Source organism: Pseudomonas sp. GM18 (assembly GCF_000282195.1).
Taxonomy (GTDB): Bacteria; Pseudomonadota; Gammaproteobacteria; order Pseudomonadales; family Pseudomonadaceae; genus Aquipseudomonas.
The window spans coordinates 35,661-55,380 of sequence record NZ_AKJT01000031.1 but is presented as its reverse complement, the minus strand read 5'-3'; the positions used below and the strand labels follow the sequence as shown (position 1 = coordinate 55,380).

At 59.5% G+C, this 19,720-nt stretch carries 21 protein-coding genes; 14 read left to right on the top strand and 7 right to left on the bottom strand.

Going from position 1 to position 19,720, the window contains the following annotated elements:
* Positions 1-156 precede the first annotated feature (156 nt).
* From PMI21_RS19680 to PMI21_RS19700, 5 genes are all read left to right on the top strand, one after another.
* Positions 157-1,551 (top strand): PhoH family protein, encoded by a 1,395-nt coding sequence (locus PMI21_RS19680; protein WP_007936292.1) that lies wholly within the window; start codon positions 157-159, stop codon positions 1,549-1,551.
* A gap of 156 nt (positions 1,552-1,707) precedes the next feature.
* A complete protein-coding gene (gene moaC, locus PMI21_RS19685; RefSeq protein WP_007936290.1) occupies positions 1,708-2,181 on the top strand; it encodes a cyclic pyranopterin monophosphate synthase MoaC in 474 nt (157 codons plus the stop codon).
* Positions 2,178-2,420 (top strand): molybdopterin converting factor subunit 1, encoded by a 243-nt coding sequence (moaD, locus tag PMI21_RS19690; protein WP_007936288.1) that lies wholly within the window; start codon positions 2,178-2,180, stop codon positions 2,418-2,420. Before moaC ends, moaD begins: the two co-directional genes overlap by 4 nt.
* A 3-nt stretch (positions 2,421-2,423) precedes the next feature.
* Positions 2,424-2,876 (top strand): molybdopterin synthase catalytic subunit MoaE, encoded by a 453-nt coding sequence (gene moaE / locus PMI21_RS19695; protein WP_007936286.1) that lies wholly within the window; start codon positions 2,424-2,426, stop codon positions 2,874-2,876.
* A 246-nt stretch (positions 2,877-3,122) separates the two neighbouring features.
* Positions 3,123-3,899, top strand: coding sequence for an ABC transporter substrate-binding protein (locus tag PMI21_RS19700; RefSeq protein WP_007936284.1), 777 nt, complete (start codon positions 3,123-3,125; stop codon positions 3,897-3,899).
* An 86-nt stretch (positions 3,900-3,985) separates the two neighbouring features.
* On the opposite strand, the gene PMI21_RS19705 is transcribed toward PMI21_RS19700, so the two are convergent.
* The 5 genes from PMI21_RS19705 to PMI21_RS19725 form a co-directional block, all read right to left on the bottom strand.
* Entirely contained in the window at positions 3,986-4,627 is a 642-nt protein-coding gene (locus tag PMI21_RS19705) for a helix-turn-helix transcriptional regulator (RefSeq protein WP_007936282.1), read from the bottom strand.
* Positions 4,628-4,719: 92 nt separating this feature from the next.
* Positions 4,720-5,847, bottom strand: coding sequence for an NAD(P)/FAD-dependent oxidoreductase (locus tag PMI21_RS19710; RefSeq protein WP_007936280.1), 1,128 nt, complete (start codon positions 5,845-5,847; stop codon positions 4,720-4,722).
* A gap of 121 nt (positions 5,848-5,968) precedes the next feature.
* Positions 5,969-6,919, bottom strand: a complete 951-nt coding sequence (locus tag PMI21_RS19715) for an ornithine cyclodeaminase family protein (RefSeq protein WP_007936279.1) — start codon at positions 6,917-6,919, stop codon at positions 5,969-5,971.
* A 138-nt stretch (positions 6,920-7,057) separates the two neighbouring features.
* Positions 7,058-8,545, bottom strand: coding sequence for an ATP-dependent RNA helicase RhlB (gene rhlB / locus PMI21_RS19720; protein ID WP_007936277.1), 1,488 nt, complete (start codon positions 8,543-8,545; stop codon positions 7,058-7,060).
* 85 nt (positions 8,546-8,630) lie between these two features.
* Positions 8,631-9,287, bottom strand: a complete 657-nt coding sequence (locus tag PMI21_RS19725) for an alpha/beta hydrolase (RefSeq protein ID WP_007936275.1) — start codon at positions 9,285-9,287, stop codon at positions 8,631-8,633.
* A gap of 469 nt (positions 9,288-9,756) precedes the next feature.
* Between PMI21_RS19725 and PMI21_RS19730 the strand changes: the two genes are divergently transcribed.
* The 9 genes from PMI21_RS19730 (at position 9,757) to PMI21_RS19770 (ending at position 17,994) form a co-directional block, all read left to right on the top strand.
* Positions 9,757-10,788 carry an amino acid ABC transporter substrate-binding protein gene (locus PMI21_RS19730; RefSeq protein ID WP_007936273.1) on the top strand — a complete coding sequence of 344 codons (1,032 nt, stop codon included), beginning with the start codon at positions 9,757-9,759 and terminating at the stop codon, positions 10,786-10,788.
* Between the two features lie 65 nt (positions 10,789-10,853).
* Complete coding sequence (locus tag PMI21_RS19735; RefSeq protein ID WP_007936271.1) at positions 10,854-12,035, top strand: amino acid ABC transporter permease; 1,182 nt, start codon at positions 10,854-10,856, stop codon at positions 12,033-12,035.
* A 10-nt stretch (positions 12,036-12,045) separates the two neighbouring features.
* Positions 12,046-13,143: an amino acid ABC transporter permease gene (locus PMI21_RS19740; RefSeq protein WP_007936268.1), complete on the top strand. Its 1,098-nt coding sequence runs from the start codon at positions 12,046-12,048 to the stop codon at positions 13,141-13,143.
* An 11-nt stretch (positions 13,144-13,154) separates the two neighbouring features.
* A complete protein-coding gene (locus PMI21_RS19745; RefSeq protein ID WP_007936266.1) occupies positions 13,155-13,919 on the top strand; it encodes an amino acid ABC transporter ATP-binding protein in 765 nt (254 codons plus the stop codon).
* 153 nt (positions 13,920-14,072) lie between these two features.
* Positions 14,073-14,732, top strand: a complete 660-nt coding sequence (locus tag PMI21_RS19750; protein ID WP_007936265.1) for a FadR/GntR family transcriptional regulator — start codon at positions 14,073-14,075, stop codon at positions 14,730-14,732.
* Positions 14,722-16,038, top strand: a complete 1,317-nt coding sequence (locus PMI21_RS19755; RefSeq protein WP_007936263.1) for a CynX/NimT family MFS transporter — start codon at positions 14,722-14,724, stop codon at positions 16,036-16,038. Before PMI21_RS19750 ends, PMI21_RS19755 begins: the two co-directional genes overlap by 11 nt.
* Positions 16,039-16,138: 100 nt before the next feature.
* On the top strand, positions 16,139-16,609 hold the full coding sequence (locus PMI21_RS19760; RefSeq protein ID WP_007936261.1) for a nuclear transport factor 2 family protein: 471 nt from the start codon (positions 16,139-16,141) through the stop codon (positions 16,607-16,609).
* A gap of 40 nt (positions 16,610-16,649) precedes the next feature.
* Positions 16,650-16,970, top strand: coding sequence for a GIY-YIG nuclease family protein (locus PMI21_RS19765; protein ID WP_007936260.1), 321 nt, complete (start codon positions 16,650-16,652; stop codon positions 16,968-16,970).
* Positions 16,971-17,058: 88 nt separating this feature from the next.
* Positions 17,059-17,994, top strand: coding sequence for a glutathione S-transferase family protein (locus tag PMI21_RS19770; protein ID WP_007936259.1), 936 nt, complete (start codon positions 17,059-17,061; stop codon positions 17,992-17,994).
* Positions 17,995-18,160: 166 nt separating this feature from the next.
* On the opposite strand, the gene PMI21_RS19775 is transcribed toward PMI21_RS19770, so the two are convergent.
* Together PMI21_RS19775 and yejK are read right to left on the bottom strand one after the other, a co-directional pair.
* Positions 18,161-18,511, bottom strand: coding sequence for a glutaredoxin family protein (locus tag PMI21_RS19775; protein WP_007936258.1), 351 nt, complete (start codon positions 18,509-18,511; stop codon positions 18,161-18,163).
* On the bottom strand, positions 18,511-19,515 hold the full coding sequence (gene yejK / locus PMI21_RS19780; protein ID WP_007936257.1) for a nucleoid-associated protein YejK: 1,005 nt from the start codon (positions 19,513-19,515) through the stop codon (positions 18,511-18,513). Before yejK ends, PMI21_RS19775 begins: the two co-directional genes overlap by 1 nt.
* Positions 19,516-19,720 lie beyond the last annotated feature (205 nt).

Here is a 19,720-nt window from a genome sequence, read left to right as displayed (position 1 = left end):
AAGACAGACCGCCGAAACCTGCAACACAGGTGGCGTCTTCCAAGACTCCGTTTGAGTTGCAATCACTTGAGTCTGAGCAGGTGATTTCGGTGGCCACTTCGAGGCGCAGCACTGTCATGGTATTGCGTCGACTGGCTCCCACAAAGGTGACCGAGTATGGATGATCACGGACGTAGCCCTTCTTCCAACCAGCCAATCCTTTATGTACTCGATACCAACGTATTGATTCACGATCCAAACGCCCTGCTTAATTTCGAAGAACACCACGTCGCGATCCCGATGACCGTGCTTGAAGAGCTGGACAAGCTCAAGAGCGGGCCTCACAGCGTTGCAGCGGAATGCCGTCAGGCCATTCGGCTGATCGACAAGACCCTGGGCGATGCCAGCCCCGAAGACGTCGAACTCGGCGTTCCGATCCAGCGGGGCAAGAGTGGGCCCAAGGGCTTGCTGTCAATTCTGATGAGCAAGCGTGCCGAGCCGAACATCATTCTGCCCGAGCACCTGAACGACAACATCATCATCAACCAGCTGATCGACCTGCGCGCACGTGATGCAAAACTGCCCGTGGTGCTGGTCACAAAAGATATCAACATGCGCCTCAAGGCCCGGGCTTGTGGGATCGCGGCCGAGGACTACAGCACTGACCAACTGGTCGACGACGTTTCGTTGCTGCCCAACGGTTATCACAACATGACCGGCTCCTTCTGGGACCGGGTGAGCAAAGTCGAAACCCGGCAGGATCATGGTCGCACCTGGCATCAGGTGCAGCTGATCGACAACCTGCCTGCTGTGCACGTCAACGAGTTCATCATCGACGAACAGGGCTTTGTCGGCTGGATCAAGGAAATCCAGGTCGACAAGTTGCTGATCCTCGACCTGCACCAGGAACCCCTGTTGCACCAGGAAGCCTGGGGCCTGAAACCGCGTGACATCTATCAAAGCCTGGCGCTGTACGCTTTGCTCGATCCGGACATTCACCTGGTCAACCTGTCCGGCGCGGCCGGTTCCGGTAAAACCATCCTGGCCCTGGCGGCGGCCATCGAGCAGACCATGGTCAGCAAACGCTACCGGCGCATCATCGCCACCCGCAGCGTGCAGGGGCTCGACCAGGAAATCGGTTTCCTGCCCGGCACCGAAGCGGAAAAGATGGAGCCTTGGCTGGGCGCCATCACCGACAACCTCGAAGCCTTGCACATGGATGACGAAAACACCCATGGCAGCGTCGACTACATCCTCAGCAAAGTGCCGTTGCAGTTCAAATCCCTCAACTACATTCGAGGCCGCAGCTTCCAGCAGAGTCTGATCCTGATCGATGAATGCCAGAACCTCACGCCGCACCAGATGAAAACCATCATCACCCGTGCCGGCGCCGGTTCCAAAGTGGTGTGCCTGGGCAACCTGGCGCAGATCGACACCCCTTACCTGTCCGCGACCAGCTCCGGGCTGACGTACCTGACCGAACGCTTCAAAGACTTCCCCAACGGTGTACACATCACCCTGCAAGGGGTGCCTCGTTCGATTCTGGCCGAATACGCCGAATCGCATCTGTAACCTTCACCGCAGAACCGGGCGACGTCAAAGTCGCCCGGTTTTTTTGTGCCCGACAAAAAATCCTGTGGGCGCGTGCGGTGCGGCGATCCGATAATCAAGCGTGCGAAAAATTGACCCGCAGGTTTACAATCGATGCTCCTGATCAGGAGTAACGCTGTGCTGACTCATCTCGATTCCCAAGGTCGCGCCAATATGGTCGACGTCACCGAAAAAGCCGTGACGTTCCGCGAAGCGACAGCCCAAGCGCTGGTGCGCATGCTGCCCGAAACCCTGCAGTTGATCGTCAGCGGCGGCCATCCCAAGGGTGATGTGTTCGCCGTGGCGCGGATTGCCGGCATCCAGGCGGCGAAGAAAACCAGTGATCTGATTCCTCTGTGCCATCCGTTGATGCTCACCGGCGTCAAGGTCGAACTCAGTGCCGAAGGCGACGACACCGTGCGCATCGTGGCGCGCTGCAAGTTGTCCGGGCAGACCGGCGTCGAGATGGAAGCGCTGACTGCCGCCAGTGTCGCGGCGTTGACCATCTATGACATGTGCAAGGCCGTGGACCGCGGCATGACCATCGAGAGCGTGCGACTGCTGGAAAAGCTCGGCGGTAAGAGCGGCCATTTCCAGGCGGATCAACCATGAACGTGACCGTGAAGTTTTTCGCCCGTTACCGTGAGGCGCTCGGCGTGGATTCGGTGAAGGTTGAAGGTGACTTCGCCACGGTCGACGATGTGCGTGCGCTGCTGGCCCAACGTAACGGTGCTGATGTGCTGAGCGAGCAGAACCTGATGTGCGCCCGCAACGAAGACCTCTGCCAGCTCGACGAACCGGTCAGCGATGGCGATGAAGTGGCTTTCTTTCCTACCGTGACCGGGGGCTGAGCCATGGCGATTCGTGTGCAGCTCACGCCGTTCGACCCGGGCGCTGAAGTCAACGCCATGCACGCGGCCAATGTGGGTGTCGGTGCGGTGGTGAGTTTTGTCGGCTACGTTCGCGACTTCAATGACGGCCTCGACGTCGCCGGAATGTTTCTGGAGCACTACCCGGGCATGACCGAAAAAGCCCTGGGCAAGATTGCCGCGGAGGCCGAGCAGCGCTGGCCGCTGTTGAAGCTGGAAGTGTTGCATCGCATCGGCGCGCTGGAACCGGGCGAGCCGATCGTCTTCGTCGGTGCCGCCAGCGCCCACCGTCAGGCAGCGTTCGATGCCTGCGCCTTTGTCATGGACTACCTGAAAACCCGCGCGCCGTTCTGGAAGAAAGAAAATACCAGTGATGGGGCGCGCTGGGTTGAAGGGCGTGACAGCGATCATGCGGCGGCGGATCGCTGGAAGCAGTAAACAGCCTGTTGCTGCTCTGTTGTTCTCTAAATCGTCTTCGCGGGCTTGCCCGCGAAGAGGCCATCCGCTTCAACCAATAACTCCCTGACTCACCACCCGACCATCGGCCAGGCCCAACCCTGTTCGCCTGATTGACGGCCAATACATAAAAGTCCAGTATGGATTTATAAGTACAAAAAAGGCGTTCCCTGTTTCAGTTTTTTCTTCTGTCTTGCCAAACCAACAACAACCCGCGAGAGAACGAACATGAAGAAATTCCCCCTCATCACCGGTCTGGCCTTGAGCCTGTTGGCGTGCAGTAGCGTGTTCGCTGCCGAGAAAAGCCTGCGCATCGGTATTGAAGCGGCCTATCCGCCGTTCGCGTCCAAAACCGACAAAGGTGAAATTGTCGGTTTCGACTACGACATCGGCAACGCCCTGTGCGCGCAGATGAAGGTCAAGTGTGTATGGGTCGAAGGCGAATTCGACGGTCTGATTCCTTCCTTGAAAGTGAAGAAAATCGACATGGCGCTGTCGTCCATGACCATCAATGAAGACCGTAAGAAGTCGGTGGATTTCACCCACAAGTACTACTTCACCTCATCGCGACTGGTGATGAAGGAAGGCGCGGCGGTCGATGACCAGTACGCCAGCCTCAAGGGCAAGACGGTCGGCGTACAGCGCGCAACCACCACCGACCGTTACGCCACAGAGGTTTTCGAACCGAAGGGCATCAACGTCAAGCGTTACGGCAACAATGAAGAAATCTACATGGACCTGGCTGCCGGTCGCCTCGATGCCATTTTTGCCGACACCATTCCATTGAATGACTTCCTGTCGATGCCCCGTGGCAAGGGTTACGCCTTTGTCGGGCCTGAGCTCAAGGATCCGAAATACGTGGGTGAGGGCGCCGGGATTGCCGTGCGCAAGGGCAACACCGAGTTGGTCAGCGAACTGAACGCGGCCATCGACGGTATTCGCGCCAGTGGCGAATACCGGAAGATTTCGGAGAAGTACTTCAAGTCCGATATCTACGGCGATTGATCGGAAAAAGATCGCAGCCTTCGGCAACTCCTACAGAGGACCGCATTCCCCTGTGGGAGCTGGCGTAGCCTGCGATCTTTTGATTTTCAGCCCTTCAATTCCTTCAAATGCTTGTACACCGTCGCCCGGCCCATGTTCAGCACATTGGCCACATAGTTGGAGGCGCTTTTGCCTTTGAAAGCGCCTTCGGCGTGCAGCGCCAGCACCAGTTCACGTTTGTGGTCGCGGGTCAGTACATTCAGGCTCAACTGACGCTCGCGCAACCAGGCGTGCAGAAAGGTGTTGATCCGCTCCTGCCAGTCATCGCGAAACAGTGAGTCCGGTTGCGGAATCAGCTTGGTCGGCGACAGGAACAAGTCCAGCGCCGCTTTCGCATTCTCGAACAACGAGATATTCAGATTGATGCACAGCACTGCCAGTGGTTGCCCTTCGCTGTCGCGCAGCACACTGCTGAGGCTGCGAATCTTCTGGCCGTCCCAGTTGAGCTTTTCGTACGGCCCGATGTTTCGTTCACTGACCTCTTCGCTGAGCATGTCCTCCAGCGACGAGTCGTCACCGATTTCCCGTTTGGACAGGTTGTTGGCGATGTAGTCGACCTTTTGCGTGCGCAGGTCGTGCAGCACCACCTCGGCGTGAGGGAAGAACAACGTGGCGATGGCATCGGCAATCGCGCGGAAGTTGTCCATGGACGCATTGTCCAGGGCCGAGTTTTTTTCAGGTGCGTTCATACAGTGGAGCTCCAGGCAGCGTCAGCGCCCCGTAAAAAAGGGGCGCTGGAAGTTTGCCGCAATCGTGTGGGCACGTCACCTGAGGATCAGGATCAACCCAGGCGGGAGGGGGAGAGCATCGCGGCGTCCAGACCGAAACGGGTGAGCTGCTCGGGCAAGGCTTCGCCGCGTACCAGCGCGGCACTGGCCTGGCCCATGGCCGGTGACGTCTGGATGCCATAGCCGCCTTGTCCCGCCACCCAGAACAGGCCAGGTACGTGCTGATCGAAACCGGACAGCAAATCCCCGTCGAGCACGAAACTGCGCAGGCCAGCCCAGGTGCGGGTCGGACGGCGGATGGTCAGGGTGGTGGCCTCTTCGATCTGGTAGATGCCCATGGCGATGTCCAGCTCTTCGGGCTGCACGTCGTGCGGTTCCACCGGGTCGGCGTTGGCCGGTGAGCCGAGGAACATGCCGGCGTCGGGCTTCATGTAGAAGGATTCATCGAGGCTGACCAGCATTGGCCAGTCATGGGTATCCAGGCCTTCGGGGCCGGCGAAGATAAAGGCTGCCCGGCGCTTGGGTTGCAGGCCCAGAGGCCGGGCGCCGGCCAGTTCGCCAACCTTGTCGGCCCAGGCGCCGGCGGCGTTGATGATGATTGGGGCGCTGAAGGTCTGAGTGTTGGTTTGAACCTGCCACAGCCCTTCGGCATCCCGGGTCAGGCTCAGCACTTCGCTGTCGGTATGAACCTCGCCTTTATTGCGCCGGATACCACGCAGATAGCCTTGGTGCAGGGCATCGGTATCGATGTCGCTGGCGGTCGGGTCGTAGATCGCACCATGGACTTTTTCCCGACGCAGGATCGGCAGGCGCGCACAGGCTTCGTCGGCGCTGAGCAGTTGCATCTGCGGCACGGTGGCTTTGGCGCTCAGGTATTGATTGTTCAGCTCGGCCGGATCGCCCGTGAAGTCGACGGTCATCTCTCCGCGCGGGGTCAGCAACGGATGTTCGCAGAAACCGGGCGGCGGCACATCGAAGAAGTCGCGGCTGGCCTGGGTCAATGCCCGAACCTGAGGCGTGCCATAGGCAGCGGTGTACAGCGCCGCCGAGCGTCCGGTGGAGTGATAGGCCGGATGGGATTCGCGCTCGAGCACAATCACCCGTCCGTGCTGCGACAGCCAGAAACCGGTGGAAGCGCCGGCAATCCCGCCGCCGATGATGATGAAGTCTGCCTGGCTCATTGGATTCTCCCTATAGGACTGTGTAGGAGCGAGGCTTACCCGCGAAGAACGATAATGCGGTTTGCCTGACGGGCCGCGGCGTTCCTTTCGCGGGCAAGCCTCGCTCCTACAGAGATCGGATTTAGTTGTGCTGCAAGCGGTAAATGGCGTTGGCCAGTGCGATGTCTTCCAGGCCCAGGCCGATGGAGCGGAAGAACACTGGTCGGTCGTAGTCCGGGCGCTGCACTTTTTCGCTGAGCAAGTCGGGCAGGTCGCCGACTATCGAGCTGTTATCCCAGCCATGCTGTTCACCGGCGATCAGCATTTCTCCGGCCGAACCCGGGGTGGTCTGACGATAGTCGCAGAACACCTGCATGTCGTTGAGGCTCTGTGGCGGCACTTCATGGGCGCGGGGAGCATTGGTGCTGATGGAGGTGATCAGTGCCGGTTTGCTCAAAATGGACAGGTCGATCACAGGGCCGGCGGACGAAGTGCAAAGCATGATCACATCGGCGTCTTGAATCGCGTTTTCGCAACTGTCGGCGAGGGTCAGCCGTGGATCGAGGCTTTTGAGTTGCGCCAGCGCTTCGGCGTTCTTGCCGCGCAGGCTCGGCGAATACAGGCTGATGCTTTGCCAGTCTCGCAGGTTCTTCACATAGTGCAGGTGCGCCTGGGCCACCTTGCCGCTGCCGATGATCGCCAGGCGTTGGGCCTTCAGCGGCGCGAGGGCATCGACCGCCACCGCCGTCGTCGCTGCGGTGCGTGCCGTGGTCAGTTCACCGGCATCGCAGAGCAGCAGCGGCTGGCCTGTCTGCATCGACATCAACAGCGTCCAGGCGGTCACCAATGGGCCTTGCTCACGCACGATGTAGGGCGACGTCTTGACGCCATACACGCCGTCTTCGGCCAACACACCCAGATAATTGATGAAGTCCCCGGCGCCTTTCGGGAACTCCACTAACTGCTGCGCCGGTTGCACGGCTTGCCCGGCGGCCAGATCGCGGAACAGTTTGCGCAGGATCTGCGGCACGTCGACTTGCGCCAGCAGTTCGCGGGCCTGGGGTTGGGTAATCACGTAAGGCGTGCTGGGCATGGTCGGCTCCGGGTGCTGGAAGTAAACTAATTTGTCCATTATGGACTTTTAGTTTTGTCGAGCAAGCTCCTGTTGAAAAACCGGACGAAAAAAAAGCGCAGTCCGTTTCCGGCTGCGCCTTTTATTCTGCGGCCCGCGTTACGGGCGCTTGCGCTCAACCGCCCGCAGCAGATGCGTCGGTGGCGTTTCACAACTGATCTTGCGACCCAGCAGCGCCTCGATGGACGGTAGCTGGTAGGAGTCGTCTTCACCGGCAAAGCTGATGGACACGCCATCGGCGCCAGCGCGACCGGTACGACCGATGCGGTGCACGTAGTCGTCCGGAACTTCCGGCAGGGTGAAGTTGATCACATGGCTGATGCCGTCGATGTGAATGCCGCGACCGGCCACATCGGTGGCGACCAGCACGCGGATCTTGCCTTCGCGGAAACCTTCCAGGGTCTTGATGCGTTTGTGCTGCGGCACATCGCCAGACAGTTGCGCCGCGTTGACGCCATCGCGCACCAGGCGTTCTTCGATGCGCCGCACTTCGTCCTTGCGGTTGGCGAAGACCATCACCCGTTCCCAGCCGTTATCGTTGACCAGGTTGTAGAGCAGTTTGTATTTGTCGGCGCCGGCCACCGCGTAGATGTGTTGCTCGACGTTTTCGCTGGCCACGTTCTGCGCTTCGATCTCGACGATCGACGGGTCGGTGGTCCATTGCTTGGCCAGGTTCATCACGTCGTCCGTGAAAGTCGCGGAGAACAGCAGCGTCTGACGCTCGTTCTTCGGTGGAGTTTGGCGAATGATCTGACGCACTTGTGGGATGAAACCCATGTCGAGCATCCGGTCGGCTTCGTCCAGCACCATGACTTCGACCATGTCCAGGTGCACGTCGCCGCGCTGGTTGAAGTCGAGCAAGCGGCCCGGAGTGGCCACGAGGATGTCGCAGTGACGGGCTTCGAGGTGCTTGAGCTGCTTGTCGAAGTCCATGCCGCCGACAAATGTCATGACGTTGAGGCCGGTGTACTTGGTCAGGTCGGCCGCGTCCTTGGCGATTTGCACCACCAGTTCCCGGGTCGGGGCGATGATCAGCGCCCGCGGTTCACCCATGTAGCGTTCTTTGGGTGGTGGGGTTTGCAGCAGCTGAGTGATGATCGAAATCAGGAACGCGGCGGTTTTGCCGGTACCGGTCTGGGCACGACCGATGGCGTCTTTGCCCGCGAGGGTGAAGCCAAGCACCTGCGCCTGGATCGGCGTGCAATAAGGAAAGCCCAGGTCCTGAATGGCGTGCATCAGCTCGGGGGCGAGTTTGAAATCGTGGAAGCGGGTTTTGCCTTCCTGGGGTTCGACGACGAAGTCTTCGAGTTTCCAGGGGATGACCGGCGCCTTTGGCTTCGGTTCGCGGCGTGGTTTGGCAGGTTTCGGGGCTTCGCTGCGCGGCTGCTCAGAGGCAATGGCCGGAGCAGAGGGGGCGGTCGGTGTGGTCACCGGCTCGTGCTTCGGTGCCGCTACGGTTGCGGTCCGGCCAGGCTGATTACCGTCGGTACGGTGGCTGGTGGTATGAGAAGGAGCGCTGGAGCCGGGCGCGAGCTGCTCAGCCTCGCTTTTACCGAACATTTTCTTGAGTGCTTTGAGCACGGTCATCTCATCAATTGGTTAAGGAATGTACGCCGGCCAGTGTAATGCAAGAAGCGGGCGCGGCGTAGTGCGATGGATCAAAGGGTAGCTTTTAGCGCAAACGCTCGGCGAGCCAGACGCCGATGTCGCGAATTTCTTCGGGTAACACTTCGTGGCCCATTGGGTATTCCTGCCATGTCACGGTGACACCATGCTGCTTTAAATACTCGTAGGCGGTCCGGCCCATGGAGTTTTGCACGACGTCATCATACTGACCATGCAGCGACAGCACGGGAATACGCTGCTGGCTGGCGGAAAGCTCCAGTTCATCGCTGAATGTCGGGGCATAAGTCGAGAGTGCAAGTACGCCGCCCAACGGTCCCTGCCATTTCAGGAAGGCTGTGTGCAAAACCACGGCGCCGCCCTGGGAAAATCCGGCGAGAAAGATCCGCGAGGCGTCTATTCCGCTGGCCTTCTGCACTTCAATCAAATCTACGACCCGTTGCGCGGACTCCTCCAACTGCTCACGGCTGATGGCGCGTGCCGGGCTCATGGCCAATATGTCGTACCAGCTTGGCATCTCGTAGCCACCATTAATGGTGACGGCGCGAGTCGGGGCTTGGGGCAAAACGAAACGGGTGGTGAGCAGGTTTTCCTGTAGCGCTTCAGCTACCGGCAAAAAATCGTAGCGGTCGGCACCCAGCCCATGCAGCCAGATTACGCAGGCATCTGCGGGCTTGACGGGTTGAAGAATCAGGGGCTCGGTCATGTCTGCTCCATTGTTGTGCGTGCGCTCTCGTTAAGTGCGAGGTTCGAGTGCGCAATCGGTTGATCAGTTAAGAAGATGTCGCAAGGTTATAAGTTTTGCTATTGATCTTGCGCTGAATCGCTTTAGCGAGCGGTCTGGTACGGGCTTTGCTATGGGGAAACCTGTGCAACCAATCTCGTGCCTGGCGGTAACACTATCAGTGTATGGCTAGTCGTGGGATAGCAAAGAATCCGGTGATGGATGTTCGCCAGTGGCCGCTACGGGCTTCGCGAACGTGAAAGGGCTACAGCCCGTTCGGCCGATTGGTGAGAAGTGAGTTATCCATGATGTGGATTTTCTCCTACTAGACTCATAGCGACGGTCCTTACGTCGGTTGACCCTAAAAAAAGCCAACAAGGGTCAGCAACGCCTCAAAAGGGTGCGACAGGGCTCAAGCTCCGACACAACAAGAGCAAAACTGGAGGTTTGAATGAAGATGTTGAAATCCACCCTGGCCGTCGTGACTGCAGCTGCAGTGCTCGGTGTCAGTGGGTTCGCTCAGGCGGGTGCAACCCTGGATGCAGTGCAGAAGAAAGGTTTTGTACAGTGCGGTGTGAGCGACGGTTTGCCGGGCTTCTCGGTTCCGGACTCTACCGGCAAGATCGTTGGCATCGATGCCGACTTCTGCCGCGCTGTAGCTGCAGCGGTGTTTGGTGATGCGACCAAGGTCAAATTCAGCCAGTTGAATGCCAAGGAGCGTTTCACTGCTCTGCAATCCGGCGAAATCGACATGCTGTCGCGCAACTCCACCATGACCAGTTCCCGTGACGCGGGCATGGGCCTGAAGTTTCCTGGCTTCATCACCTATTACGACGGCGTAGGCTTCCTGGCCAACAGCAAGCTGGGCGTGAAAAGTGCCAAGGAACTGGATGGCGCAACCATCTGTATTCAAGCCGGTACCACCACCGAGCTGAACGTGTCCGACTACTTCCGCGCCAACGGCCTGAAGTACACCCCGATCACCTTCGACACTTCCGATGAAAGCGCCAAGTCGCTGGAATCCGGTCGTTGCGACGTGCTGACCTCCGACAAGTCCCAGTTGTATGCACAGCGCAGCAAACTGGCCTCGCCGAAAGATTACATCGTTCTGCCTGAAACCATCTCCAAAGAGCCTTTGGGGCCGGTCGTGCGTAACGGCGACGATGAGTGGCTGGCAATCGTTCGTTGGGTTGGCTACGCGATGCTCAACGCCGAAGAGGCCGGTATCTCTTCGAAAAACGTCGAGGCGGAAGCCAAGTCGACCAAGAACCCGGACGTTGCTCGTCTGCTGGGCGCCGACGGTGAGTACGGCAAGGATCTGAAGCTGCCGAAAGACTGGGTGGTGAAAATCGTCAAGCAAGTCGGTAACTACGGCGAAGTCTTTGAGAAAAACCTTGGCAAGGGCACTCCGCTGGAAATCGACCGTGGCTTGAACGCCCTGTGGACCAACGGCGGCATTCAATACGCACCACCAGTGCGCTGATGGTTCTATCACCCGGTGGGCCAACCACCGGGTGATGTTCTGTTCCATTATTTCCGGGGCACTTCATGCAAAATTCAATCGGCGCACCAAAGCAGAGGTTCAGCCTCAGCGATCCGCGAGTGCGTGCGTGGCTGTTTCAGATCATTACGGTTATCGCCGTGGTCGGAATGGGCTGGTACCTGTTCGACAACACTCAAACCAACCTGCAACACCGGGGCATTACCTCCGGTTTTAGTTTTCTTGAGCGCAGCGCCGGTTTCGGCATCGCTCAGCACCTGATCGACTACACCGAATCGGACAGCTATGCCCGGGTGTTTGTCATCGGCCTGCTCAACACCTTGCTGGTGACGTTCATCGGCGTGATCCTGGCGACGATCCTCGGTTTCATCGTCGGTGTGGCACGGCTGTCGAAGAACTGGATCATTGCCAAGATGGCGACGGTTTATGTCGAGGTCTTCCGTAACATTCCGCCGCTGCTGCAAATCCTGTTCTGGTACTTCGCGGTGTTCCTCACCATGCCAGGGCCGCGCAATAGCCATAACTTCGGCGACACCTTCTTCGTCAGTAGCCGCGGCCTGAACATGCCGGCAGCGTTGACAGCGAACGGTTTCTGGCCGTTTGTGGCGAGCATCGTCGTGGCCGTTGTCGCGATCGTGCTGATGTGCCGCTGGGCCAACAAGCGTTTCGAAGAGACCGGCGTACCGTTCCACAAATTCTGGGTAGGCCTGGCGATGTTCCTGGTGATCCCTGCGTTGTGCGCATTGATCTTTGGCGCGCCGCTGCATTGGGAAATGCCACAGCTGCAAGGTTTCAACTTTGTCGGCGGCTGGGTGCTGATTCCTGAACTGCTGGCACTGACCCTGGCCCTGACGGTGTACACCGCGGCGTTCATCGCCGAAATCGTGCGTTCGGGTATCAAGTCGGTCAGCCACGGCCAGACCGAAGCGGCCCACTCGCTGGGGCTGCGCAACGGTCCGACCCTGCGCAAGGTGATCATCCCGCAAGCCCTGCGCGTGATCATTCCGCCGCTGACCAGCCAATACCTGAACCTGGCGAAAAACTCCTCGCTGGCGGCCGGTATCGGTTATCCGGAAATGGTCTCGTTGTTTGCCGGTACGGTGCTGAACCAGACCGGGCAGGCGATCGAAGTCATTGCCATCACCATGAGCGTGTACCTGGCGATCAGTATCAGCATTTCCCTGCTGATGAACTGGTACAACAAGCGCATTGCGCTGATCGAGCGGTAAGGAAGAGCGCATGACGACTCATACTTTCAAACCCGACATGCCACCACCAAGCAGCAGCATCGGTGTCGTGGCGTGGATGCGGGCGCACATGTTTTCCAGCTGGATCAACACCCTGCTGACGCTGTTCGCGTTCTATCTGATTTACCTGATAGTTCCGCCTCTCGTGAGCTGGGCGATCCTCGACGCCAATTGGGTCGGCACCACCCGTGCCGACTGCACCAAGGATGGCGCCTGCTGGGTGTTCATTCAGCAGCGCTTTGGCCAGTTCATGTATGGCTACTACCCGATGGAATTGCGCTGGCGCGTGGACCTGACCGTGTGGCTGGCGGTGATTGGCGTGGCGCCGTTGTTCATCGCGCGTGTTCCGCACAAGGCAATCTACGGCCTGAGCTTTCTGGTGCTCTATCCGATTATTGCCTACCTCCTGCTGCACGGTGGCGTATTCGGTCTGAGCAACGTGGCGACCAGCCAGTGGGGCGGCCTGATGCTGACCCTGGTGATCGCTACCGTCGGTATCGTCGGCGCATTGCCGCTGGGCATTGTCCTGGCCCTGGGCCGTCGTTCGAACCTGCCGGCGATTCGCGTGGTCTGCGTGACCTTCATCGAGTTCTGGCGCGGTGTGCCGTTGATCACGGTGCTGTTCATGTCGTCGGTGATGTTGCCGTTGTTCCTGCCTGAGGGCATGAACTTCGACAAGTTGCTGCGGGCGCTGATCGGCGTGATCCTGTTCCAGTCGGCCTATATCGCCGAGGTGGTGCGTGGCGGTCTGCAAGCGATCCCCAAAGGTCAGTACGAAGCGGCCGCAGCGATGGGCCTCGGTTACTGGCGCAGCATGGGCCTGGTGATTTTGCCGCAAGCCCTGAAGCTGGTAATCCCTGGCATCGTCAACACCTTCATTGCGCTGTTCAAGGACACGAGCCTGGTGATCATCATCGGCCTGTTCGACCTGCTCAACAGCGTCAAGCAAGCCGCCGCCGACCCGAAATGGCTGGGCATGGCCACTGAAGGCTATGTGTTCGCGGCCCTGGTGTTCTGGATTTTCTGTTTTGGTATGTCCCGCTATTCCATGCATTTGGAACGCAAGCTGGACACTGGCCACAAGCGTTAGGAGCGTAGTTTATGAGTGAAGCGATCAAACAGCCTGTGAGTCCTCAAGGCATTATTCAGATGCAGGGCGTAAACAAGTGGTACGGCCAGTTCCACGTGTTGAAAGACATCAACCTGAACGTCAAACAGGGCGAGCGTATCGTGCTGTGCGGCCCGTCGGGTTCCGGCAAATCCACCACCATCCGTTGCCTCAATCGCCTGGAAGAACACCAGCAGGGCCGCATCGTGGTCGATGGCGTGGAACTGACCAACGACCTCAAGCAGATCGAAGCGATCCGCCGTGAAGTCGGCATGGTGTTCCAGCACTTCAACCTGTTCCCGCACCTGACCATCCTGCAGAACTGCACCCTGGCACCGATGTGGGTACGCAAGATGCCCAAGCGCAAGGCCGAAGAAATCGCCATGCATTACCTGGAACGCGTACGCATTCCGGAGCAGGCGCATAAATACCCGGGGCAATTGTCCGGTGGTCAGCAGCAGCGTGTGGCGATTGCCCGTGCCCTGTGCATGAAACCGAAAATCATGCTGTTCGACGAACCGACGTCGGCACTCGACCCAGAGATGGTGAAAGAGGTTCTGGACACCATGATCGGCCTGGCCGAAGACGGCATGACCATGCTCTGCGTGACCCACGAAATGGGCTTCGCCCGTACCGTGGCCAACCGCGTGATCTTCATGGACAAGGGCGAAATCGTCGAACAGGCTGCGCCGAACGACTTCTTCGATAACCCGCAGAACGAGCGTACGAAGCTGTTCCTGAGCCAGATTCTGCATTGATCGACGCCAGGCAGTGAAATAAACCCGGACATGGTTCCGGGTTTATTTTTGCCCTCGATTTGTCCCCGCCCCTGTAGAAGGGTTGTCGCCCCGGACGAAGCTGACTAACATGTCAGAAAATTCATCCTATGATTGGATGAAAGGGCGAATCCTATGTCGGACATTTCTCCATTGATTAAACGATCCTTGGTCGATCAGGCCCTGGAGCAGTTACGCCTGCGCATCAATCAAGGTGTCTGGACGGTCGGCCAGCGCTTGCCCACTGAGCCGGAACTGGCGACTGAGCTGGGCATCAGCCGCAACACCGTGCGCGAAGCCATGCGCGTGTTGGCGTTTTCCGGATTGATCGAGATCCGCCAGGGCGACGGCAGCTACCTGCGGGCGGTAGTCGATCCTTTGGATACGATGAAGGCGCTGTCTCGCTGCTCTCAGGAGCAGGCTCGGGAAACCCGGCACATTCTGGAAGTAGAAGCCATCGGTCTGGCTGCATTACGCCGCACTGATGAAGACCTAGTGGCGTTGCGCGAAGCACTGGGCGTCAGTGGCAGTCACTACCACGGCGATCTCGACACCTACATCGCCTGCGATCTGGTGTTTCACCGTCGTCTGGTGGACGCGGCGCACAACCCTACCCTCAGCGAGCTGTATCGCTACTTTTCCAGCATCGTCGGCGCGCAGTTGCGTCAGACCCTGAACATCACCCCCCGACGCCAGGCGGTGTTCGACCTGCATATCGAACTGCTCGATGCCGTCGAGCAACGCGACGCGGAACGGGCCAAAGCTCTGACGAGGCAGTTGATCAATGAACCTTGAAACCGAGAACCCGATGTTCAGCCAGCAGGCCAGCCACAACCGCATCACTGAGCTCAAGCGCACGGCGGAGCTCGAGGAGCTGTTGATCGACGCCGAGGCTGATGATGCAGAGGTTCAGCAAAGTCACCCGCTCCTGCGGCGGCCGTGGCTGTTGCTGCTGGGCTTGATTCTGGTGGCGCTGAACCTGCGTCCGGCGCTGTCGAGCATGGCGCCGATGCTCAGCGAGGTCTCGAAGACGCTGGGGTTGTCGGCTGCTCAGGCCGGTTTGCTGACCACCTTGCCGGTGCTTTGCCTCGGTCTGTTCGCGCCGTTGGCGCCGGTGCTGGCACGACGTTTCGGTGCCGAGCGGGTGGTGTTGGGGATTCTTCTGATGCTGGCCGGCGGGATCATTTTGCGCAGCTCGTTCGGCGAGGTCGGCCTGTTCGCCGGCAGCGTGCTGGCCGGCGCCAGCATCGGGGTGATCGGCGTGCTGTTGCCCGGCATCGTCAAGCGCGACTTCCCGACACAGGCCGGCACCATGACCGGTGTCTACACCATGGCGCTGTGCCTGGGCGCGGCCATGGCGGCTGGCGCGACCGTGCCGTTGAGCGAACATTTCGATAACAGCTGGGCCCTGGGCCTTGGCTTCTGGGTGGTTCCAGCCTTGGTCGCGGCCATGTTCTGGTTACCGCAAGTCGGTCAGAAACACGGCGCGCACCATGTTGCCTATCGGGTCCGAGGCCTGTTGCGTGATCCGCTGGCCTGGCAAGTGACCTTGTACATGGGCCTGCAATCGTCTCTGGCCTACATCGTATTCGGTTGGCTACCGTCGATTCTGATCGGTCGCGGTCTGACGCCAACCCAGGCCGGTCTGGTGCTGTCGGGTTCGGTGATTGTCCAGTTGATCAGCTCGCTGGCGGCACCGTGGCTGGCGACCCGTGGCAAGGATCAGCGGCTGGCGATCGTGATCGTTATGGCGATGACCCTCGGCGGCTTGTTCGGTTGCCTTTATGCACCACTCGATGGTCTGTGGGGTTGGGCGATCGTGCTGGGATTGGGGCAGGGCGCTACGTTCAGCCTGGCATTGACCCTGATCGTGCTGCGCTCGCGGGATGCCCATGTCGCGGCCAACCTGTCGAGCATGGCCCAGGGCTTCGGCTACACCCTGGCATCCATGGGGCCGTTCGCAGTCGGTGTGGTGCATGACTGGACCGGCGGCTGGAGCGCCCTGGGCTGGATTTTCGCCGTCATCGGCCTCGGCGCGATCATCGCCGGCCTCGGTGCCGGGCGTTCGCTGTACGTGCAGGTCGAAAGCGAGAGGATCTGATTCGCGCACACTGTCGGTATTCGGAGTGCGAATGCCGATGGTGTTTCGTCCGTTTGCAGATTATCGTGCTGGCAATCTGCCTATTCCCCGGAGTCTGTCCATGAGTGATGCCCACAACGCCTTGATCACCCGGTTCTACCAAGCCTTCCAGCGGCTGGATGCCGAGGCCATGAGCGCCTGCTACACAGACGATGTGGTGTTCAGCGATCCGGCGTTCGGCGAACTGCGCGGGCGTGATGCCGGCGACATGTGGCGCATGCTCACCACCCGGGCCAAGGACTTCTCCCTGACCTTCGATAACGTGCGCAGTGATGAGCGCAGCGGCGGTGCCCATTGGGTGGCGACGTACCTGTTTAGCCAGACCGGCAATATCGTGGTCAATGACATTCAGGCGCGTTTCGTGTTTCGCGATGGCAAGATCTGCGAGCACCATGACAGCTTCGATATGTGGGCCTGGTCGCGGCAGGCGCTAGGTTTCAAGGGGTTGCTGCTGGGCTGGACGCCGGTGGTGAGAAACGCCGTTCGCGCTCAGGCCTTGAAGGGCCTGAAGGCATTCCAGGCCAGTCGCTGATAAGATCGCGGCTTGTTTCCTTTCAAGCCTTGATTGTCACGTGAGCATCTCGAGCGAATCCTCCGTCATTGCCGTCGAACCATCGGTGCCTGTTACCAAACCCTGGTTCGTCTACCTCGTTCGCGCGGCCAATGGTTCGCTCTACTGCGGGATCAGCGACGATCCGGTCCGCCGCTTCGCCAAGCATCAAAGCGGTAAGGGCGCACGCTTCTTCCTCTCAAGCCCTGCCATGGCGCTGGTCTACACCGAACTTTGTCGTGACAAGAGCGATGCACTGCGCCAGGAACGACTGATCAAAAAACTCAAGAAAAGCGCCAAGGAATGTCTGGTCGCGAGTGCGGCCGCGGGCTTATCAATCTGACTGATAAGCGCCCATCAGGCAGATGGGTAGGCTGCCTGCCGATTGCGCGCTAAGCTGCGGGCTCCTTATCCGAGCGGCGGAGCCGAGCATGTCTGAGTTGATTCTGCATCATTACCCGACGTCCCCTTTTGCCGAAAAGGCCCGCTTGTTGCTGGGCTTCAAGGGACTGTCCTGGCGCTCTGTGATGATTTCGCCGGTGATGCCCAAACCCGATCTGACGGCCCTGACCGGCGGCTACCGCAAGACGCCGGTGTTGCAGATCGGTGCTGATGTCTATTGCGACACCGCGTTGATCGCTCGTCGTCTGGAGCAGGAAAAAGCTTCACCGGCGTTTTTTCCGGAAGGCCAGGAAATGGTCGCGGCGACCTTTGCGGCGTGGGCCGATTCGGTGGTGTTCCAGCATGCGGTCAGCCTGGTGTTCCAGCCAGAATCGGTGGCGGTGCGCTTCGGCAAATTGTCGCCGGAAGCGATCAAGGCATTCCTGGCCGATCGCGCCGGCTTGTTCAGCGGTGGCAGCGCCACACGGTTGTCGGCCGAGCAGGCCCGGCATCAGTGGCCAACGATCATGGCGCGCCTGGAGCAGCAGCTTCAGCGCGAGCAGGGGGACTTCCTGTTCGGCGAACCGTCGATTGCCGACTTTGCCCTGGCCCACTCGTTGTGGTTCCTCAAGGCGACGCACGTGACGTCACCGTTGGTGGATGCTTATCCGGCCGTTTCGGCGTGGTTTGGCCGTGTGATGGGTTTTGGCCATGGCGCGTTCAGCGAGATGACGGCCGAGCAAGCGCTGGAAATTGCCCGCAATGCCACACCGGCCGCATTGCCGGATGAGCAGTTCGATGAGCCGAACGGCTTCGAGGTCGGCCAGCAGGTGGTGATTGCAGCGACCGATTACGGGGTTGATCCGGTGGCAGGGGAATTGCTGTTTGCGGGCAGCGAGGAATTGATTCTGCGTCGTGAAGACGAGCGGGCCGGTGTGGTGCATGTGCACTTTCCGCGGTTCGGGTTTCGTATCGAAGCGCAATAACCAGACATCACGGATGATGGGCTTGGTTACGGCCTGTGGCGAGGGAGCTTGCTCCCGCTTGACCGGGCTGGCGCTCCAGTGCGCAGCGCTCACAAGATAGTTGGGCCTGCTGCGCAGTCCAGCGGGAGCAAGCTCCCTCGCCACAAGGATTGTGTGAAGCTGATGGTTACTTCAGGGCGGCAAGCACCTGGTCCGGGTCATACCCGCGAATCAACGTCCCGTTCACATCGATCAGCGGAATCCCGCGTCCCCCCAGCGCCTCGTAGGCTTTGCGCGCCACGGCATCCTTCTCGATATCGAATTCCTTGTACGGAATGCCTTTCTGGTCGAGAAAGCGCCGGGTCAGTTTGCAGTAGCCGCACCAGTCAGTGGCGTAGAGCACGACGTTGGCCTTGGCCTGGGTCTGCTCGGACACCACCTGCGAGGGGTGAAGTACCCGCTCGATCTTGCCCCAGTTCTGGTAAACGACAACCACCAGCAGGATCAGCAGGATTTTTTTCAACACGCCGCCGAGCATCAGTTGCGTCGCTTGAGCTGGTCGGTCAGTTGGGTCGGCAGGCCCTTGATGATCAGCGTGCCGGCCTCTTCGTCGTATTCGATCTTCGAGCCCAACAAGTGTGCTTCGAAGCTGATGGACAGGCCTTCTGCGCGGCCGGTGAAGCGGCGGAACTGATTCAGGGTGCGCTTATCCGCCGGGATCTCCGGGGACAGGCCGTAGTCCTTGTTGCGGATGTGATCGTAGAAGGCTTTCGGGCGATCTTCGTCGATCAGTTCGGACAGCTCTTCCAGGCCCATGGGCTCGCCCATTTTTGCCTGGCTGCTGGCGTAATCCACCAGGGTCTTGGTCTTCTCGCGGGCGGACTCTTCCGGCAGGTCTTCGCTTTCGACGAAGTCACTGAAGGCCTTGAGCAGGGTGCGGGTTTCGCCGGGGCCGTCGACGCCTTCCTGACAGCCGATGAAGTCGCGGAAGTACTCCGAAACCTTTTTGCCGTTCTTGCCTTTGATGAACGAGATGTACTGCTTGGACTGCTTGTTGTTCTGCCACTCGGAAACGTTGATCCGCGCGGCCAGGTGCAATTGGCCAAGGTCCAGGTGTCGCGAAGGGGTCACGTCCAGCTGATCGGTCACCGCCACGCCTTCGCTGTGGTGCAGCAGGGCGATGGCCAGGTAATCGGTCATGCCTTGCTGGTAATGCGCGAACAGCACGTGGCCACCGACCGAGAGGTTGGACTCTTCCATCAGCTTTTGCAGATGCTCGACCGCCACCCGGCTGAACGCCGTGAAATCCTGGCCGCCATCGAGGTACTCCTTCAGCCAGCCGCTGAACGGAAACGCGCCGGACTCCGGATGGAACAGCCCCCAGGCTTTGCCCTGTTTGGCGTTATAGCTTTCGTTCAGGTCGGCGAGCATGTTTTCGATGGCCGCGGACTCAGCCAGTTCAGAGTCGCGGGCGTGAAGAACTGCGGGTGTGCCGTCGGGTTTTTTGTCGATCAGGTGGACGATGCAATGACGGATCGGCATGGGCTTCTCGGCTGATTGAAGAGAGGAGGGCGTGCTCCCCCGAAAAAGCGCCCAGTGTACCGCAACCACTGGTTTTGGCGTGGTCCGAAGGGCAATTCGCAGCTGTCCGACGGACCTTATGCAGTTTTTTCCTGTTTTAGAGCAATAAAGCTGACCAAATGGGTAGCTAGAGGCGGATATTTCCCCGTCTCTGTGCTAGTTTTGC

Excerpts from the sequence above, each read along its gene's own strand:
- PMI21_RS19700 (WP_007936284.1), top strand. The coding sequence starts at position 3,123 with ATGAAGAAATTCCCCCTCATCACCGGTCTGGCCTTGAGCCTGTTGGCG.
- PMI21_RS19730 (WP_007936273.1), top strand. The coding sequence starts at position 9,757 with ATGAAGATGTTGAAATCCACCCTGGCCGTCGTGACTGCAGCTGCAGTG.
- PMI21_RS19760 (WP_007936261.1), top strand. The coding sequence starts at position 16,139 with ATGAGTGATGCCCACAACGCCTTGATCACCCGGTTCTACCAAGCCTTC.
- rhlB (WP_007936277.1), bottom strand. The coding sequence starts at position 8,545 with ATGACCGTGCTCAAAGCACTCAAGAAAATGTTCGGTAAAAGCGAGGCT.
- PMI21_RS19745 (WP_007936266.1), top strand. The coding sequence starts at position 13,155 with ATGAGTGAAGCGATCAAACAGCCTGTGAGTCCTCAAGGCATTATTCAG.
- PMI21_RS19725 (WP_007936275.1), bottom strand. The coding sequence starts at position 9,287 with ATGACCGAGCCCCTGATTCTTCAACCCGTCAAGCCCGCAGATGCCTGC.
- PMI21_RS19735 (WP_007936271.1), top strand. The coding sequence starts at position 10,854 with ATGCAAAATTCAATCGGCGCACCAAAGCAGAGGTTCAGCCTCAGCGAT.
- moaD (WP_007936288.1), top strand. The coding sequence starts at position 2,178 with ATGAACGTGACCGTGAAGTTTTTCGCCCGTTACCGTGAGGCGCTCGGC.
- PMI21_RS19705 (WP_007936282.1), bottom strand. The coding sequence starts at position 4,627 with ATGAACGCACCTGAAAAAAACTCGGCCCTGGACAATGCGTCCATGGAC.
- PMI21_RS19740 (WP_007936268.1), top strand. The coding sequence starts at position 12,046 with ATGACGACTCATACTTTCAAACCCGACATGCCACCACCAAGCAGCAGC.
- PMI21_RS19770 (WP_007936259.1), top strand. The coding sequence starts at position 17,059 with ATGTCTGAGTTGATTCTGCATCATTACCCGACGTCCCCTTTTGCCGAA.
- PMI21_RS19715 (WP_007936279.1), bottom strand. The coding sequence starts at position 6,919 with ATGCCCAGCACGCCTTACGTGATTACCCAACCCCAGGCCCGCGAACTG.
- PMI21_RS19775 (WP_007936258.1), bottom strand. The coding sequence starts at position 18,511 with ATGCTCGGCGGCGTGTTGAAAAAAATCCTGCTGATCCTGCTGGTGGTT.
- moaE (WP_007936286.1), top strand. The coding sequence starts at position 2,424 with ATGGCGATTCGTGTGCAGCTCACGCCGTTCGACCCGGGCGCTGAAGTC.
- yejK (WP_007936257.1), bottom strand. The coding sequence starts at position 19,515 with ATGCCGATCCGTCATTGCATCGTCCACCTGATCGACAAAAAACCCGAC.
- PMI21_RS19710 (WP_007936280.1), bottom strand. The coding sequence starts at position 5,847 with ATGAGCCAGGCAGACTTCATCATCATCGGCGGCGGGATTGCCGGCGCT.
- PMI21_RS19755 (WP_007936263.1), top strand. The coding sequence starts at position 14,722 with ATGAACCTTGAAACCGAGAACCCGATGTTCAGCCAGCAGGCCAGCCAC.
- PMI21_RS19750 (WP_007936265.1), top strand. The coding sequence starts at position 14,073 with ATGTCGGACATTTCTCCATTGATTAAACGATCCTTGGTCGATCAGGCC.
- PMI21_RS19680 (WP_007936292.1), top strand. The coding sequence starts at position 157 with ATGGATGATCACGGACGTAGCCCTTCTTCCAACCAGCCAATCCTTTAT.